Origin of the sequence: Pseudomonas alcaligenes, assembly GCF_014490745.1 — a bacterium.
In the GTDB taxonomy this organism is placed as follows: Bacteria; Pseudomonadota; Gammaproteobacteria; order Pseudomonadales; family Pseudomonadaceae; genus Aquipseudomonas; species Aquipseudomonas alcaligenes_C.
Window position 1 is genome coordinate 2,963,603 of the sequence record NZ_LZEU01000001.1, and the last position, 18,898, is coordinate 2,982,500.

The 18,898-nt window shown below is 64.9% G+C and carries 19 protein-coding genes and 1 tRNA gene; 8 read left to right on the top strand and 12 right to left on the bottom strand.

Features of this window, described 5'->3' with window-relative positions:
• Positions 1-2: 2 nt before the first annotated feature.
• Positions 3-1,145, top strand: coding sequence for a tyrosine-type recombinase/integrase (locus A9179_RS13345; RefSeq protein ID WP_187806583.1), 1,143 nt, complete (start codon positions 3-5; stop codon positions 1,143-1,145).
• A 100-nt stretch (positions 1,146-1,245) separates the two neighbouring features.
• Here the strand turns inward: A9179_RS13345 and A9179_RS13350 are convergent.
• Positions 1,246-1,322 (bottom strand) — tRNA-Val (locus A9179_RS13350).
• A gap of 185 nt (positions 1,323-1,507) precedes the next feature.
• On the opposite strand from A9179_RS13350, the gene A9179_RS13355 reads away from it, so the two are divergent.
• The gene (locus A9179_RS13355; RefSeq protein ID WP_187806586.1) at positions 1,508-2,791 is read left to right on the top strand and encodes an NAD(P)/FAD-dependent oxidoreductase; all 1,284 of its coding nucleotides are present in this window, start codon (positions 1,508-1,510) and stop codon (positions 2,789-2,791) included.
• A 55-nt stretch (positions 2,792-2,846) separates the two neighbouring features.
• Here the strand turns inward: A9179_RS13355 and A9179_RS13360 are convergent, their stop codons facing one another.
• From A9179_RS13360 to A9179_RS13395, 8 genes are all read right to left on the bottom strand, one after another.
• Positions 2,847-3,350, bottom strand: coding sequence for a DUF3015 domain-containing protein (locus A9179_RS13360; protein WP_187806588.1), 504 nt, complete (start codon positions 3,348-3,350; stop codon positions 2,847-2,849).
• 160 nt (positions 3,351-3,510) lie between these two features.
• On the bottom strand, positions 3,511-4,221 hold the full coding sequence (locus A9179_RS13365) for an NAD(P)H-dependent oxidoreductase (protein ID WP_187806590.1): 711 nt from the start codon (positions 4,219-4,221) through the stop codon (positions 3,511-3,513).
• Positions 4,218-6,329 carry an acetate--CoA ligase family protein gene (locus A9179_RS13370; protein ID WP_187806593.1) on the bottom strand — a complete coding sequence of 704 codons (2,112 nt, stop codon included), beginning with the start codon at positions 6,327-6,329 and terminating at the stop codon, positions 4,218-4,220. The genes A9179_RS13365 and A9179_RS13370 overlap by 4 nt, the downstream gene beginning before the upstream one ends.
• 10 nt (positions 6,330-6,339) lie before the next feature.
• The gene (locus tag A9179_RS13375) at positions 6,340-7,500 is read right to left on the bottom strand and encodes an acyl-CoA dehydrogenase family protein (protein WP_187806595.1); all 1,161 of its coding nucleotides are present in this window, start codon (positions 7,498-7,500) and stop codon (positions 6,340-6,342) included.
• Positions 7,501-7,544: 44 nt separating this feature from the next.
• Positions 7,545-8,336 (bottom strand): enoyl-CoA hydratase/isomerase family protein, encoded by a 792-nt coding sequence (locus A9179_RS13380; protein ID WP_187806597.1) that lies wholly within the window; start codon positions 8,334-8,336, stop codon positions 7,545-7,547.
• A gap of 53 nt (positions 8,337-8,389) precedes the next feature.
• The gene (locus A9179_RS13385; RefSeq protein WP_262410589.1) at positions 8,390-9,274 is read right to left on the bottom strand and encodes a LuxR C-terminal-related transcriptional regulator; all 885 of its coding nucleotides are present in this window, start codon (positions 9,272-9,274) and stop codon (positions 8,390-8,392) included.
• 14 nt (positions 9,275-9,288) lie between these two features.
• A complete protein-coding gene (locus A9179_RS13390) occupies positions 9,289-10,707 on the bottom strand; it encodes an aminotransferase (RefSeq protein WP_187806600.1) in 1,419 nt (472 codons plus the stop codon).
• Positions 10,708-10,758: 51 nt separating this feature from the next.
• Positions 10,759-11,883 carry a polyamine ABC transporter substrate-binding protein gene (locus A9179_RS13395; protein WP_187806602.1) on the bottom strand — a complete coding sequence of 375 codons (1,125 nt, stop codon included), beginning with the start codon at positions 11,881-11,883 and terminating at the stop codon, positions 10,759-10,761.
• Between the two features lie 363 nt (positions 11,884-12,246).
• On the opposite strand from A9179_RS13395, the gene dusA reads away from it, so the two are divergent.
• The gene (dusA, locus tag A9179_RS13400) at positions 12,247-13,248 is read left to right on the top strand and encodes a tRNA dihydrouridine(20/20a) synthase DusA (RefSeq protein WP_187806605.1); all 1,002 of its coding nucleotides are present in this window, start codon (positions 12,247-12,249) and stop codon (positions 13,246-13,248) included.
• Between the two features lie 85 nt (positions 13,249-13,333).
• Positions 13,334-14,257 carry a transaldolase gene (gene tal / locus A9179_RS13405; RefSeq protein ID WP_187806607.1) on the top strand — a complete coding sequence of 308 codons (924 nt, stop codon included), beginning with the start codon at positions 13,334-13,336 and terminating at the stop codon, positions 14,255-14,257.
• Positions 14,258-14,323: 66 nt separating this feature from the next.
• On the opposite strand, the gene rssC is transcribed toward tal, so the two are convergent.
• Entirely contained in the window at positions 14,324-14,818 is a 495-nt protein-coding gene (rssC, locus tag A9179_RS13410) for an anti-sigma factor antagonist RssC (protein WP_187806609.1), read from the bottom strand.
• Entirely contained in the window at positions 14,815-15,999 is a 1,185-nt protein-coding gene (gene rssB / locus A9179_RS13415) for a two-component system response regulator RssB (RefSeq protein WP_187806611.1), read from the bottom strand. The genes rssC and rssB overlap by 4 nt, the downstream gene beginning before the upstream one ends.
• A gap of 214 nt (positions 16,000-16,213) precedes the next feature.
• Between rssB and A9179_RS13420 the strand changes: the two genes are divergently transcribed.
• Positions 16,214-16,513, top strand: a complete 300-nt coding sequence (locus tag A9179_RS13420; protein WP_187806614.1) for a PilZ domain-containing protein — start codon at positions 16,214-16,216, stop codon at positions 16,511-16,513.
• A gap of 57 nt (positions 16,514-16,570) precedes the next feature.
• Here A9179_RS13420 and A9179_RS13425 read toward each other — a convergent pair whose 3' ends face one another.
• The gene (locus A9179_RS13425; RefSeq protein WP_187806616.1) at positions 16,571-17,272 is read right to left on the bottom strand and encodes an MlaA family lipoprotein; all 702 of its coding nucleotides are present in this window, start codon (positions 17,270-17,272) and stop codon (positions 16,571-16,573) included.
• A 105-nt stretch (positions 17,273-17,377) separates the two neighbouring features.
• Here A9179_RS13425 and A9179_RS13430 point away from each other — a divergent pair, with 105 nt between their 5' ends.
• From A9179_RS13430 to A9179_RS13440, 3 genes are all read left to right on the top strand, one after another.
• Positions 17,378-17,785 (top strand): acyl-CoA thioesterase, encoded by a 408-nt coding sequence (locus A9179_RS13430; RefSeq protein WP_187806618.1) that lies wholly within the window; start codon positions 17,378-17,380, stop codon positions 17,783-17,785.
• A gap of 70 nt (positions 17,786-17,855) precedes the next feature.
• A complete protein-coding gene (locus A9179_RS13435) occupies positions 17,856-18,512 on the top strand; it encodes an HAD family phosphatase (RefSeq protein WP_187806621.1) in 657 nt (218 codons plus the stop codon).
• Positions 18,513-18,632: 120 nt separating this feature from the next.
• The gene (locus A9179_RS13440) at positions 18,633-18,896 is read left to right on the top strand and encodes a DUF4404 family protein (RefSeq protein ID WP_187806623.1); all 264 of its coding nucleotides are present in this window, start codon (positions 18,633-18,635) and stop codon (positions 18,894-18,896) included.
• Positions 18,897-18,898 lie beyond the last annotated feature (2 nt).

Here is an 18,898-nt window from a genome sequence, read left to right on the forward strand (position 1 = left end):
AGATGGCCCCCCCTCGCCGGCGTGACAGCAAGAACCGGGATCTACCGGACAACCTATACCCCAACGGGAAGTACTGGCAGTACCGGAACCCCATCACTGGGAAGAAGACGAGCATCAACAAGTCGATGGCCGAAGCCATCAAGCTGGCACGGGCGGCCAACGCGAAACTCCTGCCGCTGATGGCCGACGATGGCGCCCTGCTGTCGATTTTGACGGGAGAGAAGGCACCGACGATCGAGCATGTGCTTGGTCGTTTCGAGAGCGAATGGCTCCCGACGAAGACTTACTCGGCGCGCTCACTGCAGGAGATCAAGTTCAAGCTGACCCGCTACAGAACAGACATGAGCAACCGCATGTTCGGCCAGCTCGACGTGCTGGAGATGGCGGAGTACCTGGATCAGTACAGCAACAACGCCTACACCAAGCACCGGGCGTTGTGGGTACAGATTTTTGCCTTCGCAGTCGCCAAGGGCTTGGCCGAGCGCAATTGCGCCGAGCTGACCCTGATCAAGGAAGAAGCAGAGAAAGTGCGCCAGCGGCACACCCTGGAAGGCGTGCAGCTGATCCTGGCGGCACCCACCACCCCTGAGTGGTTGTGCCGTGCCATTCGTCTGGCAATGCTCAGCCTGCAACGGCGAGAAGACCTGGTGACGTGGGAGCGCTCTGCAGTCGACATGGCTGCAAACACGATCCGCGTCAGCCCAGGGAAAACAGAAAACTACGACACCCCCATCCACCTGGAAATCGAGATGGGCCCAGACCTACGCGCAGTAGTTCAGGAGTGCATGGTCGATCCGATCGCCGGGCCCACCCTGCTTCGATATCGCCCGCGCGCGCGCCGGCGAGAGCAGATTGAGGCAAAGGCACACTGGTCAGCGATCACCGAGGACTACCTGTCGAAGCAGTTCCGGAAGGCACGCGACGAGGCCAAGGCCTATGATCACATCAAGGATCCGAAAGCCCGGCCAACGATGCACGAACTACGCGCACTGGGTGCCTGGCTCTATGAGCAACAGGGTTTTCCGACGGAATACGTCCAAGTGCTGATGGGCCACGCGACCGAAGAAATGACCGAGTACTACCAGGCCGGGCATGGTGATGTGCAGGTGAAATTCACCCGCGTTCAAGCAGGTCTGAAGCTGTAACCGGCAAATTCGTTTTCCCAAAATTTGCCCAAAGTTTTCCCAAACAAAAAAGGCGATCCTTTCGGATCGCCTTCTAAGCCCCGTGCAGGACGGGTTTGTTTGGTAGGCACAATTGGACTCGAACCAACGACCCCCACCATGTCAAGGTGGTGCTCTAACCAACTGAGCTATGTGCCTGCAATGGAGGCGCATTTTAGGGAGATTCGCCGGAGTGTCAACACCTTTTTTCGCTAAGCCTCTGAAAAAGTGGATTTTTTGCTGCACAGCGGAACGTTGAAAATTTTGCACAGAGGCTAGCCGGCGCATTTTGACTCGGGTAGCATCAGCTCATTCCGTAAAAAATAAAGAACATAGGTTCCAATATGACGCACACTCCCTACCCCCAGTCCTATTACGCAGCATCGGCCAATGCGGTGCCGCCGCGCCCTGAGCTGCAAGGCGAGAGCGAAACGGACGTCTGCATCATCGGTGCCGGCTACACCGGCCTGTCGACTGCGCTGTTCCTCCTGGAGAACGGCTTCAAGGTGACCATCGTCGAAGCTGCCAAGGTTGGCTTCGGCGCCTCCGGCCGCAACGGCGGCCAGATCGTCAACAGCTATAGCCGCGATATCGACGTGATCGAGCGCACCGTCGGCCCGAAACACGCCAAGCTGCTGGGCGACATGGCCTTCGAAGGCGGCCGCATCATCCGTGAGCGCATCGCCAAGTACGACATCAAGTGCGATCTGAAGGACGGTGGCGTATTTGCCGCCAACACCCCGAAGCACATGAAGCACCTGGAATCGCAGAAGAAGCTGTGGGAGCGCTACGGCCACACCCAGCTGGAACTGATGGACGCCAAGCGCATCCGTGAAGTGGTGGATACCGATGCCTATGTCGGCGGCATGCTCGACATGAGCGGCGGCCACATCCACCCGCTCAACCTGGCCCTCGGCGAAGCCGCGGCTGTTGAGTCCCTGGGCGGCATCATTCATGAGCAGAGCCCGGCCATTCGCGTCGAGCGCGGCGCCAACCCGGTGGTACACACCCCGAAAGGCCGCGTGAAGGCCAAGTTCGTGGTCGTTGCCGGCAACGCCTACCTGGGCAACCTGCTGCCGGAACTGGCCAGCAAGTCCATGCCGTGCGGCACCCAGGTGATCACCACTGAGCCGCTGTCCGACGAACTGGCCAAGAGCCTGCTGCCGCAGGACTACTGCGTCGAGGACTGCAACTACCTGCTCGACTACTACCGCCTGACCAGCGACAAGCGCCTGATCTTCGGCGGCGGCGTGGTCTACGGTGCCCGTGACCCGGCCAACATCGAAGCCATCATCCGTCCGAAGATGCTCAAGACCTTCCCGCAACTGAAAGACGTGAAGATCGACTTCGCCTGGACCGGCAACTTCCTGCTGACCCTGTCGCGCCTGCCGCAGGTCGGCCGCCTCGGCGACAACATCTACTACTCCCAGGGCTGCAGCGGCCATGGCGTGACCTACACCCACCTGGCCGGCAAGCTGCTGGCAGAAACCCTGCGCGGCCAGGCCGAGCGCTTCGACGCCTTCGCCAGCCTGCCGCACTACCCCTTCCCGGGTGGTCGCCTGTTCCAGGTACCGTTCAGCGCCATTGGCGCCTGGTACTACAGCCTGCGCGACAAGCTGGGCGTCTAAGCTCTGCTGCAATGAAAACGGCGCCCACGGGCGCCGTTTTTTATTGGCTGGTCAATCAGCTCGGTGCGCTGACGTACTTGGCCAGCCGCTCGTCCCGACTCATCACCTCCAGGGTCGCGGCCAGTACCTGCTCGCTATTGGCCTCGGCACTGGGGAAGATGGTCGCGAAGTGCTCATGGGTAACGGCGGCAAAATACTGCCGGTCATCCCCCTGAATCCCCAGCAGCGTGGCGTAGGCATCCAGCGCCTCGCCCTGCCCACTCGCCATGTCCTCGGCGATGCTGTCGAGCATGCCGTTCATGGCCAGCAGCGAACGCCCGCCGTAACCAAGCCGCACGCTCGAATCGCAGCCGTTGGTGCCCGAGGTCAGGCCGAAGGTGGCGTTGCCGAAGGTGCCGTTGGTGGTGGTGGCCAGCAGGTGCGGCACCAGGCCGCGCTGGCCCTCGAACAGCATGTTGCCCCAGCCGCAGCCGCCGCCACCGGCCTGGTCGGCCTGAGCGACGCCACTGGCCAGCAGCGGCAGAGAGGACAGCAGGGAAAGCATGATCACTTTACGCATGAGTGTTACTCCTGAAGTGTTTCCCGCAGAGGATCGAACACCAAGACGGCGCCACTACAGAAGCGGCATCAGCCCGAAAACCGACCGCCCTCCCGCTGCGCCAGCGCGCCAGACACCAACAGGTATAGCCACAAACTCCGCCTGCCGCCCGACCGGCCGCTCAATCGCTGGCCGGCAGCGGGTACAGCGCCTCGTCGAACTGCGCCAGGCGGGGAAACTGCAGCGCAGGTTCGTCCTCCAAGCGGCGCAGACGCGCCTGGTAATCCTGCAGGAACACCTGGCGCGCCTGGTCGTCGATGTAGGGCACGTGCCAGGCGACGAAGGGCTGCAGCACTTCCAGCCCGACATAGGCCAGCGTGCCGCGCAGAAGCGGTCGCAGCATGTCCTCCAGCGGCCCGTGGATCGCCCCCTCGCCAAACATGTGCTCGCGGCCGCCCAGGGTCAGGCTGAGCAGCGCCTTCTTGCCGCGCAGGCCGCCCTGGTCGTAGAAGCGCTTGCCGCCATAGCAGATGCCGGACACCAGCACCCGGTCGATCCAGCCCTTGAGCATGGCCGGCACGGAAAACCAGAACACCGGGAAGTTGAGGATCAGCAGGTCGGCCCACAGCAGCTTGTCCAGCTCCTGCTGAATGTCTGCCGCCAGGCTGTGGTTCTTCACCCCCTGGCGCTGCTCCAGGGCGTACACCAGGTAGTCGGGATTTTCCCGCGCGGAGAAATCCGCCGCGCTGGCCACCGGGTTCCACTGCATGGCATACAGGTCGCTGACCTGCACCCGATGCCCCTGCTGCTCCAGGGTCTGCTGCGCCTGGCGGGCCAGGGCGGCGCTGAAGGACTGGCTTTCCGGATGGGCATGCACGATCAACACGTTCATTGCTGGCTCTCCTGCCCGGCCCGCGGCGCCAGGCGAATCAGCGCATCCACCGCCACGCTGGTGCGCGGCCCCACCAGCAACGGATTGACGTCCAGCTCCAGCAGCTGCCCGGCGTTCTCGCAGGCGTAGTCGGCCACCGCACGAATGGCCGCCACCAGGGCATCCAGGTCGGCTGGCGGGCGGCCGCGAAAGCCCTGCAACAGGCCGACGCTACGCAGGCTCAGCAGCGCCGCGCGGATGGCCGCATCGGTGGTGGGCAGCAGCAGGCTGCGGCTGTCCTGGAGCAGCTCGACCAGCACCCCGCCGGCGCCGATCAGCAGGGCCAGGGCGAAACCGTTCTGCCGCTTGATGCCGACGATCAGCTCGGCCAGCGGCGCCGGCGCCATGGGCTCGAGCAATACCTGGGCGAAGGCGACGCCAGGTGCATAGGCGGCGATGGACGCCTCCATCTGCGCCAGGGCCAGCTGCAGCGCCTGCGGGTTGGCCAGGTTGAGCGCCACCGCGCCGGCCTCGGTCTTGTGCGGCAGCTGACTGCTGACCGCCTTGAGCACCAGCGGGTAGCCCACCCTGGCCGCCGCTTCGTCGGCAGCCGCCGGCGTGCTCAACTCGCCCGCCGGCACCGCCAGGCCGAAGGCGCGCAGCGCCTGCTTGGACTGCCACTCATCCAGCACCTCGCCCTCGCCGGCCAGAGCCTGCGGACACAGCGGCAGCAGCGCCGATTCGCCGCGTTCCAGCAGCGTCTGACGATTGCGCTGGTAGCGGGCAACCCGCCCCCAGGCTGCCAGGCCGTCCTCCACGCCCTGCAAGGCGGCAATGCCACGAGCGTGCAGGCGCTCGCGGGCGCTGGCCGGCAGCAGCTCGGGGAAAGCCGAGGTGACGAAACCGACCTTGCCATGGCGCTCCAGCGCCTCGCAGAACAGCTGCAGCAGCAGGTCGCACTCCTTGCGCTCGCCGGTGCTTTCGCCCGGATAGTCGAGCACCAGCACGGCGGCGTCGGCCGGCGTGCTCAGAGTGCTGTCGAGCATGCGCTGCAGGGCCGGGCCATCACCCCAGATGGCGGTGGTGAAATCCAGTGGATTGACCAGGTTGGCGTAGCTCGGCAGCACCTGGCTCAGCTCGGCGCGCGCCTGCGGCGCCAGGGCCGGCAGCTGCAGGTCATGGCGCTCGGCGTAGTCGGCCAGCAGGCCGGCATCGCCGCCGGAACAGGCCAGGGCGACCAGGCGATTGCCCGCCGGCAGGTTGCCGCAGGCGGCGGCCTTGAGGGTTTCGACAAAGCTCACCGGGCCGCTGACACGGATCACCCCGAGGCGCTCGAATAGTGCGTCGTACAGCGCATCGGAGCCGGCCAGCGAGCTGGTGTGGCTGAGGGCCAGTTGCGCGCCGATCTGCGACACCCCGGTTTTCAGGGCGATGATCGGAATGCCCTTGAGCAGCGCCTTGTGTGCGGCAGCGGCAAATCCGGGAACATTCTTCAGTCCTTCCAGGTGCAGGCCGATGGCAGTCACCCGCGGTTCGTCGAGCAGCACGTCCATCAGCTCGGCCACGCCGATCTGCGCCTGGTTGCCCAGCGAAGCCATGTAGGCGATGGGCAGCGAGCGGTCGCTCATGGACAGGTTGTAGGCGAAGTTGCCGCTCTGGGTCAGCACCGCCACGCCCTTCACCACCAACTGGCCGCCATGGGCCACCGGCCACAGGGCGGCACCGTGCAGGTAGTCGAGCAGGCCGTAGCAGTTGGGGCCGAGCACGGCCATCTCGCCCGCGGCGCGCAGCAACTGCTGCTGCAGCTCAGCGCCCGGCTCGCCCGTTTCGGCAAATCCGGAGGCATAGCAGATGGCGCCGCCGGCGCCCTTGGCCGCCAGTTGCGCCACGGTATCGAGGGTCAGTTCGCGGTTGGTGGCGACGAACACCGCATCCGGGCCGCAAGGCAGGTCGGCCACGCTGGCCACGCAAGGCACGCCTTCCAGCTCGGCATGTTGCGGGTTGACCAGCCACATCTGGCCCCGGTAGCCGCCCGCGGCGCAGCGCTTGAGGGCGCGGGCCATGCTGCGCCCGCCGACAAAGGCCAGGTGCCGCGGCGCCAGCAGGCGCTTGAGGTTGTCACGGTTCATGGCGGGCTCCTCAGCGCAGCAGCGGCCGCAGCAGTTCACGGGAAATGATGTGGCGCTGGATCTCCGAAGTGCCCTCCCAGATCCGCTCGATCCGCGCGTTGCGCCAGATACGCTCGACCGGCCCCTCGTCCATCAGGCCCATGCCGCCAAAGATCTGCACCGTCTCGTCGGCCACCTTGCCCAGCACTTCGCTGGCGAACAGCTTGGCCATGCCGGCCTCGCCGTCGCTCATGCTGCCCTGATCCATTTTCCAGGCGGTGTGCAGGGTCAGCAGCTCGGCGGCGCGAATCTGCGTGACCATGTCGGCCAGCTTGAACGAGATGCCCTGGTAGCTGCCGATGGCCGCACCGAACTGTTGGCGATCCGCCGCCCATTGCAGTGCCAGCTCCTGCGCGCGCTGGGCCTGGCCCACGCAGTTGGCCGCCACCATCACCCGCCCGGCGGTGAGCCAGGCGTTGGCCACTTCCCAGCCCTTGTCGACTTCGCCGAGGACTTTGGAAGCTGGTACACGGCAGTCGTCGAAGAACAGTTCGTAGGTGTGATAGCCCTTGTTGCTCACGCATTTCGGCCCGCGGCGCACGGTCATGCCCGGGGTGCCCTTGTCGACCAGGAAAGCGGTCACCGCGTTGCGCTTCTTGCCGTTGCGCTCGTAGCTGTCGGTCACCGCGAAGACGATGGCGAAGTCGGCGTGGCCGGCGTGGCTGATGAAGTGCTTGGCGCCATTGATCACGAAGTGCTCGCCGTCGCGCACGGCGCGGGTCTTGATCGCGTTGGCGTCGGAGCCGGCGCCCGGCTCGGTGAGGGCGAAGCAGTCGATCTTCTCGCCCTGGATGCACGGCAGCAGGTAGTCCTCGATCTGCCGGCCCTTGCAGGCCATGAGAATCTTCGATGGCCGTGCGACGAACACATGCAGGGCCCAGGAGACCTTGGCCAGCTCCCGCTCGACCAGGGCCTGGGACAGGTAATCGAGGCCGCCACCACCCACCTCCTCCGGCATGTTGAAGGCGTAGAAACCGGCGGCGATGGCCTTACCGCGGATCTCGGCGGCCAGTTCAGGGGACACTGCGTCGGCCCGATCCACCGCCTCCTCATGGGGCAGCAGTTCCCTCGCGACGAAGGCACGCACCGCCTCGACCAGCATTTCTTGTTCTTGCGTGAATTGGAAATTCATAACATCACCCGGCAGTTCAACGAGGTTGTTGGGGTTGGCGCGCTCTAGCACCCGACAAAGCGCGGGGCACGTCGTTCCTGGCTGGCACGCAGGGCCTCGGCAGCATCGGCGCTGCGCCCACACAGCAGCCCGGCGGCCAGCTCGGCCTGCAGCTGCTGCGGCAGGCTGTACCCGGCACCGTCGCGGATCAGCCGCTTGGTCTGCGCGTAGGCGAAGGTCGGCCCAGCGGCCAGGCGCTGCGCCAGCTCGGCGACGCGGGTCGGCAACTGCTCATCACCACAGACCTCACCGACCAGCCCGGCGGCCAAGGCCCGCTCGGCGCTCCACGGCTCATCGAGGAAGAGAAAGCGCTTGGCCTGCTCGGCTCCGATCAGGCGCGGCAGATGCCAGCTGGCGCCGGCATCCGGCGAGTAGGCCATGCCGGTGTAGCCGGCCTTGAAGCGCGCCGACTGCGCCGCCACGCGCAGGTCGCAGCACAGCGCCAGATCCAGGCCGGCACCGACGGCGCTGCCGTTGATCGCGGCGATGCTCGGCTTGTCCAGGCTGTACAGGCGTGCCATCAGACGGTGGGCGGCCTCCGTCCAGCCATAGCTCTCCAGCTCACCACGGGCCTCGGCCGCAGCCCACTCGGCCACATCGGCGCCGGCGCAGAAGCTGCGGCCAGTGCCGCTGAGCACCAGCACCCGCACCTCGGGGTCGTCGTTGAGCTGCTCGAACAGCACCAGCAAGTGCTGCAGCGTGGGGACATCCAGGGCATTGCGTTGCGCCTCGCGGTTGAGGGTGACGCGGGCAATACCGGCTTCTTTCAGGCAAAGCACAGCGTGCTGCGTGGTCATAGGCTGCCTCGGTGTTGAGCAAAGGGGAAAAACGGCGCGGTGAAGGGTGGGCGTCAGCCCTGGCGCAACCAGTCGATGAACTGGGCGAACAACTCCGCCTGGGAGCTGACCCCGAGCTTCAGATACAGGTTCTTGCGGTGCATGCGCACCGTCTCGGGCGAGATCGCCAGCTCATAGGCGGCGGACTTCACCGAGTGGCCACGCAGCACCATATGCGCCACTTCACGCTCGCGCTCGGTGAGCAGATCGCAACCGAAGTTGTTGAACGCCACCTGGATGCGCTGGCTGAGCTCGGCGTGCTTCTGCTCCGCCGGCTCGCCGGCGGCGCTGTGCTGCAGCCAGTGCTGGCCGAAGCGGGCAAGCACTTCGCGCACCATCGGCTGCATGGCGCGCAGCAGGTTGAGCTGCTCGGGCGCCAGGTTCTGCGCGCCCATGCCCTGGAACAGGCTGACGGAAATCTGGCTGCGACTGTCGAGGTTGACGATGTAGTAGCTGTCTTCCGCGCAGCCGGTCTCCAGGTAGTAGTTCTTGTAGTACTCGCTGCTGAAGAAGTCGTCCGGGGCGATTTCCGTCAGGTGGTAGAAACCCTCGGCCAGGCCGCTTTCCACAGCCAGGCAGAACGGGTCGAGCAGATAGCCGCCGGAGAAATAGCGGTTGATGATCCAGTCGCGGTACTGCTCGGGAATGCCTTGCTGATAGAGCAGCTGCGGCGGCTGATCCTGGCGCTCCAGACTGATCATCAGCGACTCCACCGACACCAGGTGGCCGAGGGCCTTGGCCAGATGCGCCAGCGCCTGCAGGCTCTCGGCCTGCACCAGGGCGTTCTGCAGTTCGGCATGCCACTGGCGCAACGCGCCCAGCGGCAACACAACCAGCGAGTCGTCGGCGTTATCCATGGCCCGCAGTCTATGCAGGCGCTCGGAGTGCCGTAAAGCCATGGCGACCATCATGCTCAATGCCCCAGGTACTGACCGCTGGCGATCAGTTCGTTGGCGACTTCCAGAATGCACTCGCGCAGGGTTTCGACGATTTCGTCGACCTGGGCGTGGGTGATGATCAGCGGCGGCGACATCACGTTGAGGTGCACGATGGGACGCACCAGCAGGCCCCTGGCCTGGGCCCGGGTATGGATCTTCTCGCCAATGTTGAGCGCCTCGGGGAACAGCGCCTTGGTGCGCTTGTCGGCGACGAATTCGACACAGGCCATCAGCTTCTTGCAGCGCACATCGCCTACCAACGGCAGGTCGCGCAGGCTGGCCAGGCGCTGCTCCAGGTAGCTGCCGACGTCGTTGACGTGGGCCAGCAGGTTTTCCCGCTCGATGATCTCGATGTTCTTCAGCGCTGCGGTGCAGCACACCGGGTGGCCGCTGTAGGTGAAGCCATGGGTGAAGCAGCGGCCCTTGCCCGGCTCGCCGATCACCTGCCAGATGCGCTCGGAGAAGATGCAGGCGCCCAGCGGCAGGTAGGCGGAGGTCAGGCCCTTGGCGGTGGTGATGATGTCCGGCTGCACGCCGAACAGTTCTTCGCTGGCGAAGAAGCTGCCCAGGCGACCAAAGGAGGTCACCACTTCGTCGGCGACGAACAGGATGTCGTAGTGCCGGCACAGTTCCCACATGCGCTTGAGGTAGCCCTCGGGCGGGATGATCACGCCGCCGGAACCCATGATCGGCTCGGCAAAGAAGGCCGCGACCTTGTCGGCGCCGATGCTGAGAATCTTGTCCTCGAATTCGGCGATCAGGTAGTCGACGAACTGCGCCTCGCTCATCCCCTCCGGCGCGCGGTAGGGGTTGGGGTTGGAGACGTGGTGGATCTTGTCATGGGCATAGTCGAACTCGGGCACGCGGTCGGCGGCCTTGTTGCCGATCGACATGGTCAGCTGGGTGGAGCCGTGGTAGCCGTTGTAGCGGGCGATGATGTGCTTCTTCTCCGGCTTGCCGCGGCAGTTCTGGTAGAACTGGATCAGGCGGTAGGCGGTGTCCACCGCAGTGGAGCCGCCGGTGGTGAGGAAGACGTGATCCAGATCGCCCGGCGCCAGGCTGGCGAGCTTCTGGCACAGCTCGATGGCAACGCTGTTGGCCATGTCGGAGAATGGGTTGGAATAGGCCAGCTGACGCACCTGGTCGGCAATCGCCAGGGCCATTTCCTCGCGCCCCAGGCCGATGTTGGTGCACCACATGCCGCCCACCGCATCGAGGAAGCGATTGCCCTGGGTGTCGTAGATATAGGCGCCATCGCCGGCCACGATATTCAGCGCACCCTGCTCGCGGTGCTCATCGAACACGTGGTAACCGTGCATGTAGTGCGCCTTGTCTGCAGCCACCAGATCCGCCTGCGCAAAACCATCGAAAAAAGCCTGAGTCGGGATAGCCATAACCGTTACCTGCACAACGAAAAGAGGGGTTGAAGAGTTGCTGCCAGCGCGTTACATGCCGGTCTTGATGGTGTTCCACACCCGCGTGATCGCCCGGCTTTCCTTGGCGCTGTGGGTCTTCTGGGCGAACAGGCGCTGACGCGTGGCGGCATCCGGGTAGATGGCCTGGTTGTCGCGCACATCGGCATTGAGCAAGGGCGTGGCCGCCGCATTGCTGTTGGCGTAGTGGATGTAGTTGGTGACGTCGGCCATCACCTGCGGCTGCAGCAGGTATTCGATGAACTTGTGGGCGTTGGCCACATGGGGGGCATCGGCCGGCAGGTAGAGGTTGTCGAACCAGATCAGCGAGCCCTCCTTGGGAATGAAGTAGGCCAGCTTGATGTTCAGCCCCGCCTCTTCGGCCCGCGCCTGGGCGGTGGCGTAGTCGCCGGACCAGGTCATGGCCATGCACACATCGCCGTTGGGCAGGCTGGTGAGGTAATTCACCGAGTCGAACTTGTGGATATAGGGGCGCACCTTGAGCAGCAGATCCTGCACCGCCTGCAGGTCGTCCGGCGCCGCACTGCGCGGGTCGCGGCCGAGGTATTGCAGGGCCAGCGGAATCACCTCGGTAGGCGCATCGACCAGGGTCACGCCGCAGTCGGCGAAGCGCGACACCACTTGCGGGTCGAAGATCATCGCCAGCGAACCGATGGGTGCATCCGGCATGCGCTCCTTGATCTTGTCGACGTTGTAGGTGATGCCGTTGCTGCCCCAGGTATAGGGCGCCGAGAAGGTCAGCTGCGGGTCATAGCCCTGCAGATTCTTGACTACTTCAGGGTCGAGATTGCCGAGGCTGGGCAGCTGCTTCTTGTCCAGCGGCTGGAACACCTTGGCGCTGATCATCGGCGGCACCAGCGAGGCGTTGAGCATCACCAGGTCGTAGCCGGAGCGCCCGGTCAGCAGCTTGGCCTGCACGGTCTCGTAGGAATCGAAGGTGTCGTAGATCACCTTGATACCGGTGGCCTTCTCGAAATCGGCCAGGGTGTTCTCGCCGATATAATCGGCCCAGTTGAACAGACGCAGGGTATTGGCCCCGTCCGCCACCGTTTCGGCATGCGCCGGGACGGCCAGAACGGCAACCAGGGAAGCAGGAGCCAACAACAGCCTAGAGACAACCGCCACTACGTTTCGCATAGTCATTCCACCTTGTGACTGACTGCTGCTCTGGATGAGCGAGTGGCTCCACTATTGAGGCAAAGGCCTGGCCAGGCCATACCCTGAATGGGTAGGTCACGAAACCCTCATACGGGTAGCAGGAAGCGGTAATGCAAGCCGCCGTCAGCGTGCCGACGAGCCGTCACCCCGGCGCATCCCCCGGTTTGCCTGGCCCGGCGCCGGCCAGAGCTGCTGCGGATAACGAAATGCAGCAGCTATTTCCTGCTCATTGCCGAGTTCAAATGCTACCCTTCCCGCCCCTTGTGCCCCGCCCGGCACCGCGACCGAGCAAGACCGTGAGCGCTCATGCTTGATTCCGAGCACTTTCAGAGAAAAGACCTTATGAACCCATCAGCCCAAGCCCCATCGACACCAGCGCTAACGCGCCGTTTCAGCGTCGCGCCGATGATGGATTGGACCGATCGCCACTGCCGCTACTTCCTGCGCCAGCTGTCCAGCCAGGCCCTGCTCTACACCGAGATGGTCACCACCGGTGCCCTGCTGCATGGCGACGCGCAGCGCTTCCTGCGCTATGACGAATGCGAACACCCGCTGGCCCTGCAGCTGGGCGGCAGCAATCCGGCCGATCTGGCCGCCTGTGCGAAGATGGCCGAAGAACACGGCTACGACGAGGTCAACCTCAACGTCGGCTGCCCCAGCGACCGGGTGCAGAACAATATGATCGGCGCCTGCCTGATGGGCCACCCGCAGCTGGTGGCCGATTGCGTCAAGGCCATGCAGGACGCGGTGAGCATTCCGGTCACGGTCAAGCACCGCATCGGCATCAATGGCCGCGACAGCTATGCCGAGCTCTGCGACTTCGTCGGCACCGTGCGCGAGGCCGGCTGCCGCAGCTTCACCGTGCATGCGCGCATCGCCATCCTGGAAGGCCTGTCGCCCAAGGAAAACCGCGAAATCCCGCCGCTGCGCTATGACGTGGCGGCCCAGCTCAAGCACGACTTCGCCGACCTGGAGATCATCCTCAACGGCGGCATCAAGACCCTGGAGGAATGCCAGCAGCATCTGCAGACCTTCGATGGCGTGATGCTCGGCCGCGAGGCCTACCACAACCCCTATCTGCTGGCGCAGGTCGACCAGTTGCTGTTCGGCCTCGAGCAGCCCGCCATCAGTCGCGCCGAAGCCCTGGCACGCCTGCGCCCGTATATCGAGCGGCACATTGCCGAGGGCGGCGCGATGCACCACATGACCCGCCATGTGCTGGGCCTGGCCCAGGGCTTCCCGGGGGCGCGACGCTTCCGCCAGCTGCTCTCGGTGGACATCCACAAGACCCGCGAGCCGCTGGTCCTGCTCGATCAGGCCGGCGAGCTGCTCAGCGGCCGCTAAAAGCCGGCAAATGCCCGCGCCAGGGCGTTGAGCGCCCTGCGCGGCTCGGGTAAGGTCATGGCATACGCAACGACAGGGCCTCGTCATGACCTCCAAGCTGGATCAGCTCAAGCAGTTCACCACCGTGGTCGCCGATACAGGCGACCTCGACGCCATCAGCCGCCTCAAGCCGGTGGACGCCACCACCAACCCCTCGCTGCTGCTCAAGGCCGCCGCGCTGCCGCGCTATAGCGAGCTGCTGGACGCCGCCGCCCGGGACGCCGCCAGCGACCTCGGCCTGGCCTGCGACCGTTTCGGCGTGGCCGTCGGCCAGGAAATCCTCAAGGTCATCCCCGGGCGCATCTCCACCGAGGTCGATGCCCGCCTGTCCTTCGACACCCAGGCCACCCTGCAGCGCGCCGAGCGCATCATCGGCCTGTATGAGCAGAGCGGCATCGGCCGCGAGCGCGTGCTGATCAAGATCGCCGCCACCTGGGAAGGCATCCGCGCCGCCGAACAGCTGGAGAAGGCCGGCATCCAGACCAACCTGACCCTGCTGTTCTCCTTCGCCCAGGCCGCCGCCTGCGCCGACGCCGGCGTGTTCCTCATCTCGCCTTTCGTCGGCCGTATCTACGACTGGTACAAGAAGGCCGAAGGCCGCGACTTCACGGGTGCCGAAGACCCCGGCGTGCAATCGGTGGCACGCATCTACCAGTACTACAAGGCCAACGGCTACCAGACCGTGGTGATGGGCGCCAGCTTCCGCAACACGGGGCAGATCGAGCAACTGGCCGGCTGCGACCGCCTGACCATCAGCCCCGAGCTGCTGCAGAAACTCGCCGAAGACCAGGGCGAGCTGCCACGCACCCTCAACCCGGGTGCCGGCGAACCGCGCCAGATCCTCGACGAAAGCCGCTTCCGCTGGGCCCTGAACGAGGACGCCATGGCCACCGAGAAACTGGCCGAGGGCATCCGCCTGTTCGCCCGCGACCAGGAAAAGCTCGAAGCCCTGCTCGCCGCCCGCCGCTGAAACGGGGCCACAAAAAAGGGGCGCTACCCTGGCAGGTAGCGCCCCTTTTTCATGCCCCGTGCAGCCTCAGCTGCGTTCCAGCGCACTCACCAGATCGTGGAAAGCCTCGCGATTGGACTCGTTGAGCCCCATCAGGATGCGATGTGCTTCCAGCACCTTGGCCTTGACCACCTCTTCCGACTGATCCTGCGAAGGCAGGTCACTCAGGCATTCCGGGCACGGAATCGGCCGATCGACGATGTTGAACACCTGATCGAAGCCCATGGACTGCAGCAAACGGGTGATGTCTTCATGGGTCGTGACCACCGTTGGCAACAGCCCGACTTTCTGCCGGGACAGGATGGACAGCTTGGCCAACAGGCCAAGCGTGGTGCTATCGATGCTGCGGGTTTCCGTCAGATCGATGACGATCGCCGAGAAATTCAGCGCCGTGAAGATTTTTTCGATTGTCGAGTCCAGGGCCGAACACAAGGTCAGGCGGACTTCGCCCACGAACTTCAGGACAAAAGTACCGTCCTGTTCGGCGAACTGGATTCTACCGGGGCTATTCCCAGGATTCATGCAAGGTTCCTGCTCAACACCAGCAAGGCGATATCATCCGGCATCTCGCCCAGATTGGCCAGTCCGAAGACCTTGCGCAGCCCATCGAGCGTGCCTCCCGCTGCGCTGACCAGCTGGGGCAGCGCGATCTCCTTGTCTTTGAGCGTGTCACCCGGCAAAAGATCCAGAATGCCATCGGACAGCAGGGTCAGGCTGAACGATTGCGGCAGCTCCATCACCACATCGCTGTAGGTCGCCTCGTCAAACAGGCCCACCGGCAGGCCGCGGCCTTCCAGGTAGCGCGCCTGCCCTTCGCTGTACAGAACCGGCAGCGGCAGATGGCCACCGATGCTGTAGGTCAGCTGCCCGCTCTGCTCGTCGATCACCCCGCCGAGCATGGTCACGTGCTTGCCCAGCTTGCAGTTGATCAGGCCGCGGTTGATGTGGCCGAGCACATCGGACGGTTTGAACTCCGGCAAGATGCCGTTGCGGCGCCACTCATAGAGCAGACGAGTGGTCATGAACTTGAGCAGCACGGTGACAAAGGCGGACGACGCGCCGTGGCCGGACACATCAGCCAGATAGAAGGCCACCCGCCGCTCATCGACGCGGAAGTAGTCGACGAAATCGCCGGAGAGATACAGGGATGGAATGATCTGGTGGGCGAACTGCAGCCCGTCCACCTGCCAGGGCGTCACCGGCAGCATGTTCATCTGCACCTGGCGCCCGGCGTTCTGGTCTTCCTGCAGCAGGTGCAGGCTGGCCTGCAGCTCGCGGTTGGCGGTTTCCAGCTTCTCGCGGTAGCGCAGATTTTCCAGGCGCAGGTGGGCGCGATCCAGGGCCCGGTGCACCGAATGCTCGAGCACGGCCAAGTCTTCCAGCGGCTTGATCAGGTAGTCGGCGGCACCCAGGCGCAAGGCCTCGACCGCATCGCTCATGACCCCGGCACCGGACACCACGATCACCGGCACATCGCTGCCCAGCACATTGATACGACGGATCAGCTCAAGGCCATCGACCTGCGGCATGCGCAGGTCGCAGATGACCACATCGGGGTGTTCATGCTCGAACACCTCCAGCCCCTGCAGGCCATTGCCGGCCTGTAGAACCTGGAAACCGCTGTCTTCGAGGTAGGCGGCGAGACTGGCTCGCACTACCTCATCATCATCGATAATCAGCAGCTTGGCGCTGGGATTGTGCATGGGATATCCAGGCAAACGACGCCGGAGATGGAATTGGGTAAGTGGGCGGGGCGCCAGGGAACACCTGTGCGCCATCGATTCACGGCGCAGACGGTACTCCCATCCGCCGGGCGATTCAAGCGCGTGCCGATTGTCGCCAGGCGCCTTTACACCTCAAAGAGACGGGGGTTATAACGACCGCGGGGAGCACCCATAAAACAAGAGGACAGGGTCCATGAGCCAAAGCGATCGTGCCTACAGCGAGAAACGTGACTTCATCCGCATGCGACTGGAAGCCCCGGTCACCCTGCACCATGATGGCCGCGCCATCCCCGCCACGTGCCTCGACCTGTCGAGCACCGGCATGCAACTGGAAGCCGAATGCCGCCTGCAGATGGGCGCCAAGGTCAAGGTGCATATCGCCTCCGACCACAATGCCCTCGCTGGCCTGGATGCCCAGGCCGAAGTCGTCCGCGTGCAGGATCTGGACAACGGCCGGCAGTCGCTCGGGCTGGCCATCCTGTCGATGAGCTGAAATATCTGCAGATACAAAAAAGGCGGCCATGGCCGCCTTTTTTCATGGCTGCCGCGACTAGAAGTCGTCGACCACCTCGCCGTCCTTCACGCGGAACTCGCGGTTCTGCAGGTAGGCGTTGCGGATGAAGATGTACTTGTCGCCACCGATCATCTTTTCCGCCGACAGCAGGCTGGCGCGGGTATCGACCACATTCACCGCGCGAGTCACGTTGCGGGTCGGTACATGGTCAATATAGGGGTACGGGCCGAGGAAGCTGTCCGGGATCTTCGCACCGGCATCGCGCACGCTGCTCGGGCCGAGGAACGGGATCACCAGGTACGGGCCGCTGTTCACACCCCAGGCGCCCAGGGTCTGGCCGAAGTCCTCGTCGCTGCGCTGCAGGCCCATCTGGCTGGCCACATCGAAGAAGCCGAGCAGGCCGAAGGTGGTGTTGAAGATCAGCCGGCTGGTGTCGACGCCGGCATCATGCACCTTGCCCTGCAGCAGGTTGTTGGCCAGGTTGCCGACTTCGCCGATATTGCCGAACACGTTGTGCACGCCATCCTCGAGGAACTGCGGCGTGATGGCCTGGTAACCCTTGGCAACCGGCTTCAGCGCATAGGTGTCGAGGGTGTCGTTAAAGCGGAATACCGGGCGGTTGAAGCCTTCCCAGGGATCTTCCTCGGCGGCGCTGGCTGCCAGCGGCAGCACGGCCAGAACGGCACAGGCGCAGAGGTGACCCAGACGATCGACCCAACGGGTAGCGATCTTGTGCATTTGCAGTCTCTCCTTGGCATCAGTAGTGTGGCGGCCCACGGCCAGCCCATCAGGCCGCGCAGTATAACTGCACGCCCTCTAACCAGCAGCATAGCGGACACCAGCATGTCGGATAAACGTCTGATCCACACCGCTCATATCTCGGTGCGCTGGGGCGACATGGACAACTACGGCCACGTCAACAACACCGTCTACCTGGAGTATGTGCAGGAGGCGCGCGTCGGCTGGTTCGCCAGCGTCGGCATCGACATCGACCACGCCGCCCAGGGCCCGGTGGTGCTGCAGACCCTGCACACCTACCTGAAGCCGGTGGTGCACCCGGCCACTGTGGTCATCGAGCTGTACGCCGGTGCCGTCGGGCGCAGCAGCCTGGTAGTCGAACACCGTCTGAGCACCCTGGAAGACCCGCACAGCTGCTATGGCGAAGGCTACTGCAAGCTGGTCTGGATCGACCACGCCAGCAACCAGTCGGTGCCCGTGCCGGACAGCGTGCGCGCCAGCCTCGGCGCCTGACGCCAAGGCGTCATCGAACCGTCACCGGTGTTGGTTAGCCTGGCCGTACCCCACGGCAAACGAGGCTGCCATGCCACCGGCTTTCACCGCCCTGCTGTTCGGCCTGACCGGCACCCTGGTCGACTTCGGCGCGCGCACCCGCCCCATCGCCCTGCAGCACAGCCGCCTGGCCGACTCGCTCGACAGCCATGACCCGCGCCTGCAGCCTGCCCTGCTGGCCGCCGCCGGTGAGCGCGCCGAACCCCTGCCGCAGGTTCTCGAGCTGCTCGCCCAGCTGCAGCAGCAGGCCTTGCCTTGCGCCTGGCTGGAGCAGCTGCCGGAGGCCGTCTGCCAGGAACTGGCACGGGTGCTGCCGGCCTGGGTGAACCCGCCCCGCACCAATGGCGCCCGCCCCTGGCCCGCGCCGGACAGCATCTGGCAGGCCCTCAGCGCCCTGCAGGTCGGGCAGCTGGATGGCTGCGTGCTGATTGCCAGCGACCCGCTGCTGCTCCAGGCCGGCCTCAACGCCGGCCTGTGGTGCATCGGCCTGGCCAGCTGCGGCACCCTCTGCGGCCTGGCCCAGGGCGACTGGCAGGCCCTGGCGGCGAACGAGCGCGAGCACCTGCGCGCCACCGCTACCCTGCAGCTCTACCGGCTTGGCGCCCACTCGGTGATCGATCACCCCGGCGAACTGCCCGCCTGCCTGGCCGACCTCGCCGCGCGCCGGCACAAGGGCGAAAAACCCTGATATCCAAAACTTGTCCTGGATCAGGCAGGCGCAAGCGCCGTGGATTAACCTTTAGCTAGAGGGAGCGAACCCGGGCGCCCTGCTCGGGTCAACTCTGCGGTAGCCAAGAAGGAGACGACCATGTCCGCACGCCTGCAGCAACACTTCCAGCAACTGCGCGAGGAGCTCGCCGACGACACCCCGCTGGACGCGGACGACCGTGCCGCACTGCTCGAACTGATGCAGGAGATCGACCTGAAGCTGGCCCGCGAGCTGGCCAGCGCCCCCGACGCCACTCTGGTCGATGGCGTCAACCTGGCCGTGGAGCGCTTCGAGAGCCAGCACCCGACGCTCACCGGCACCCTGCGCAATATCCTGCAGAGCCTGGCCAACATGGGCATCTGAGC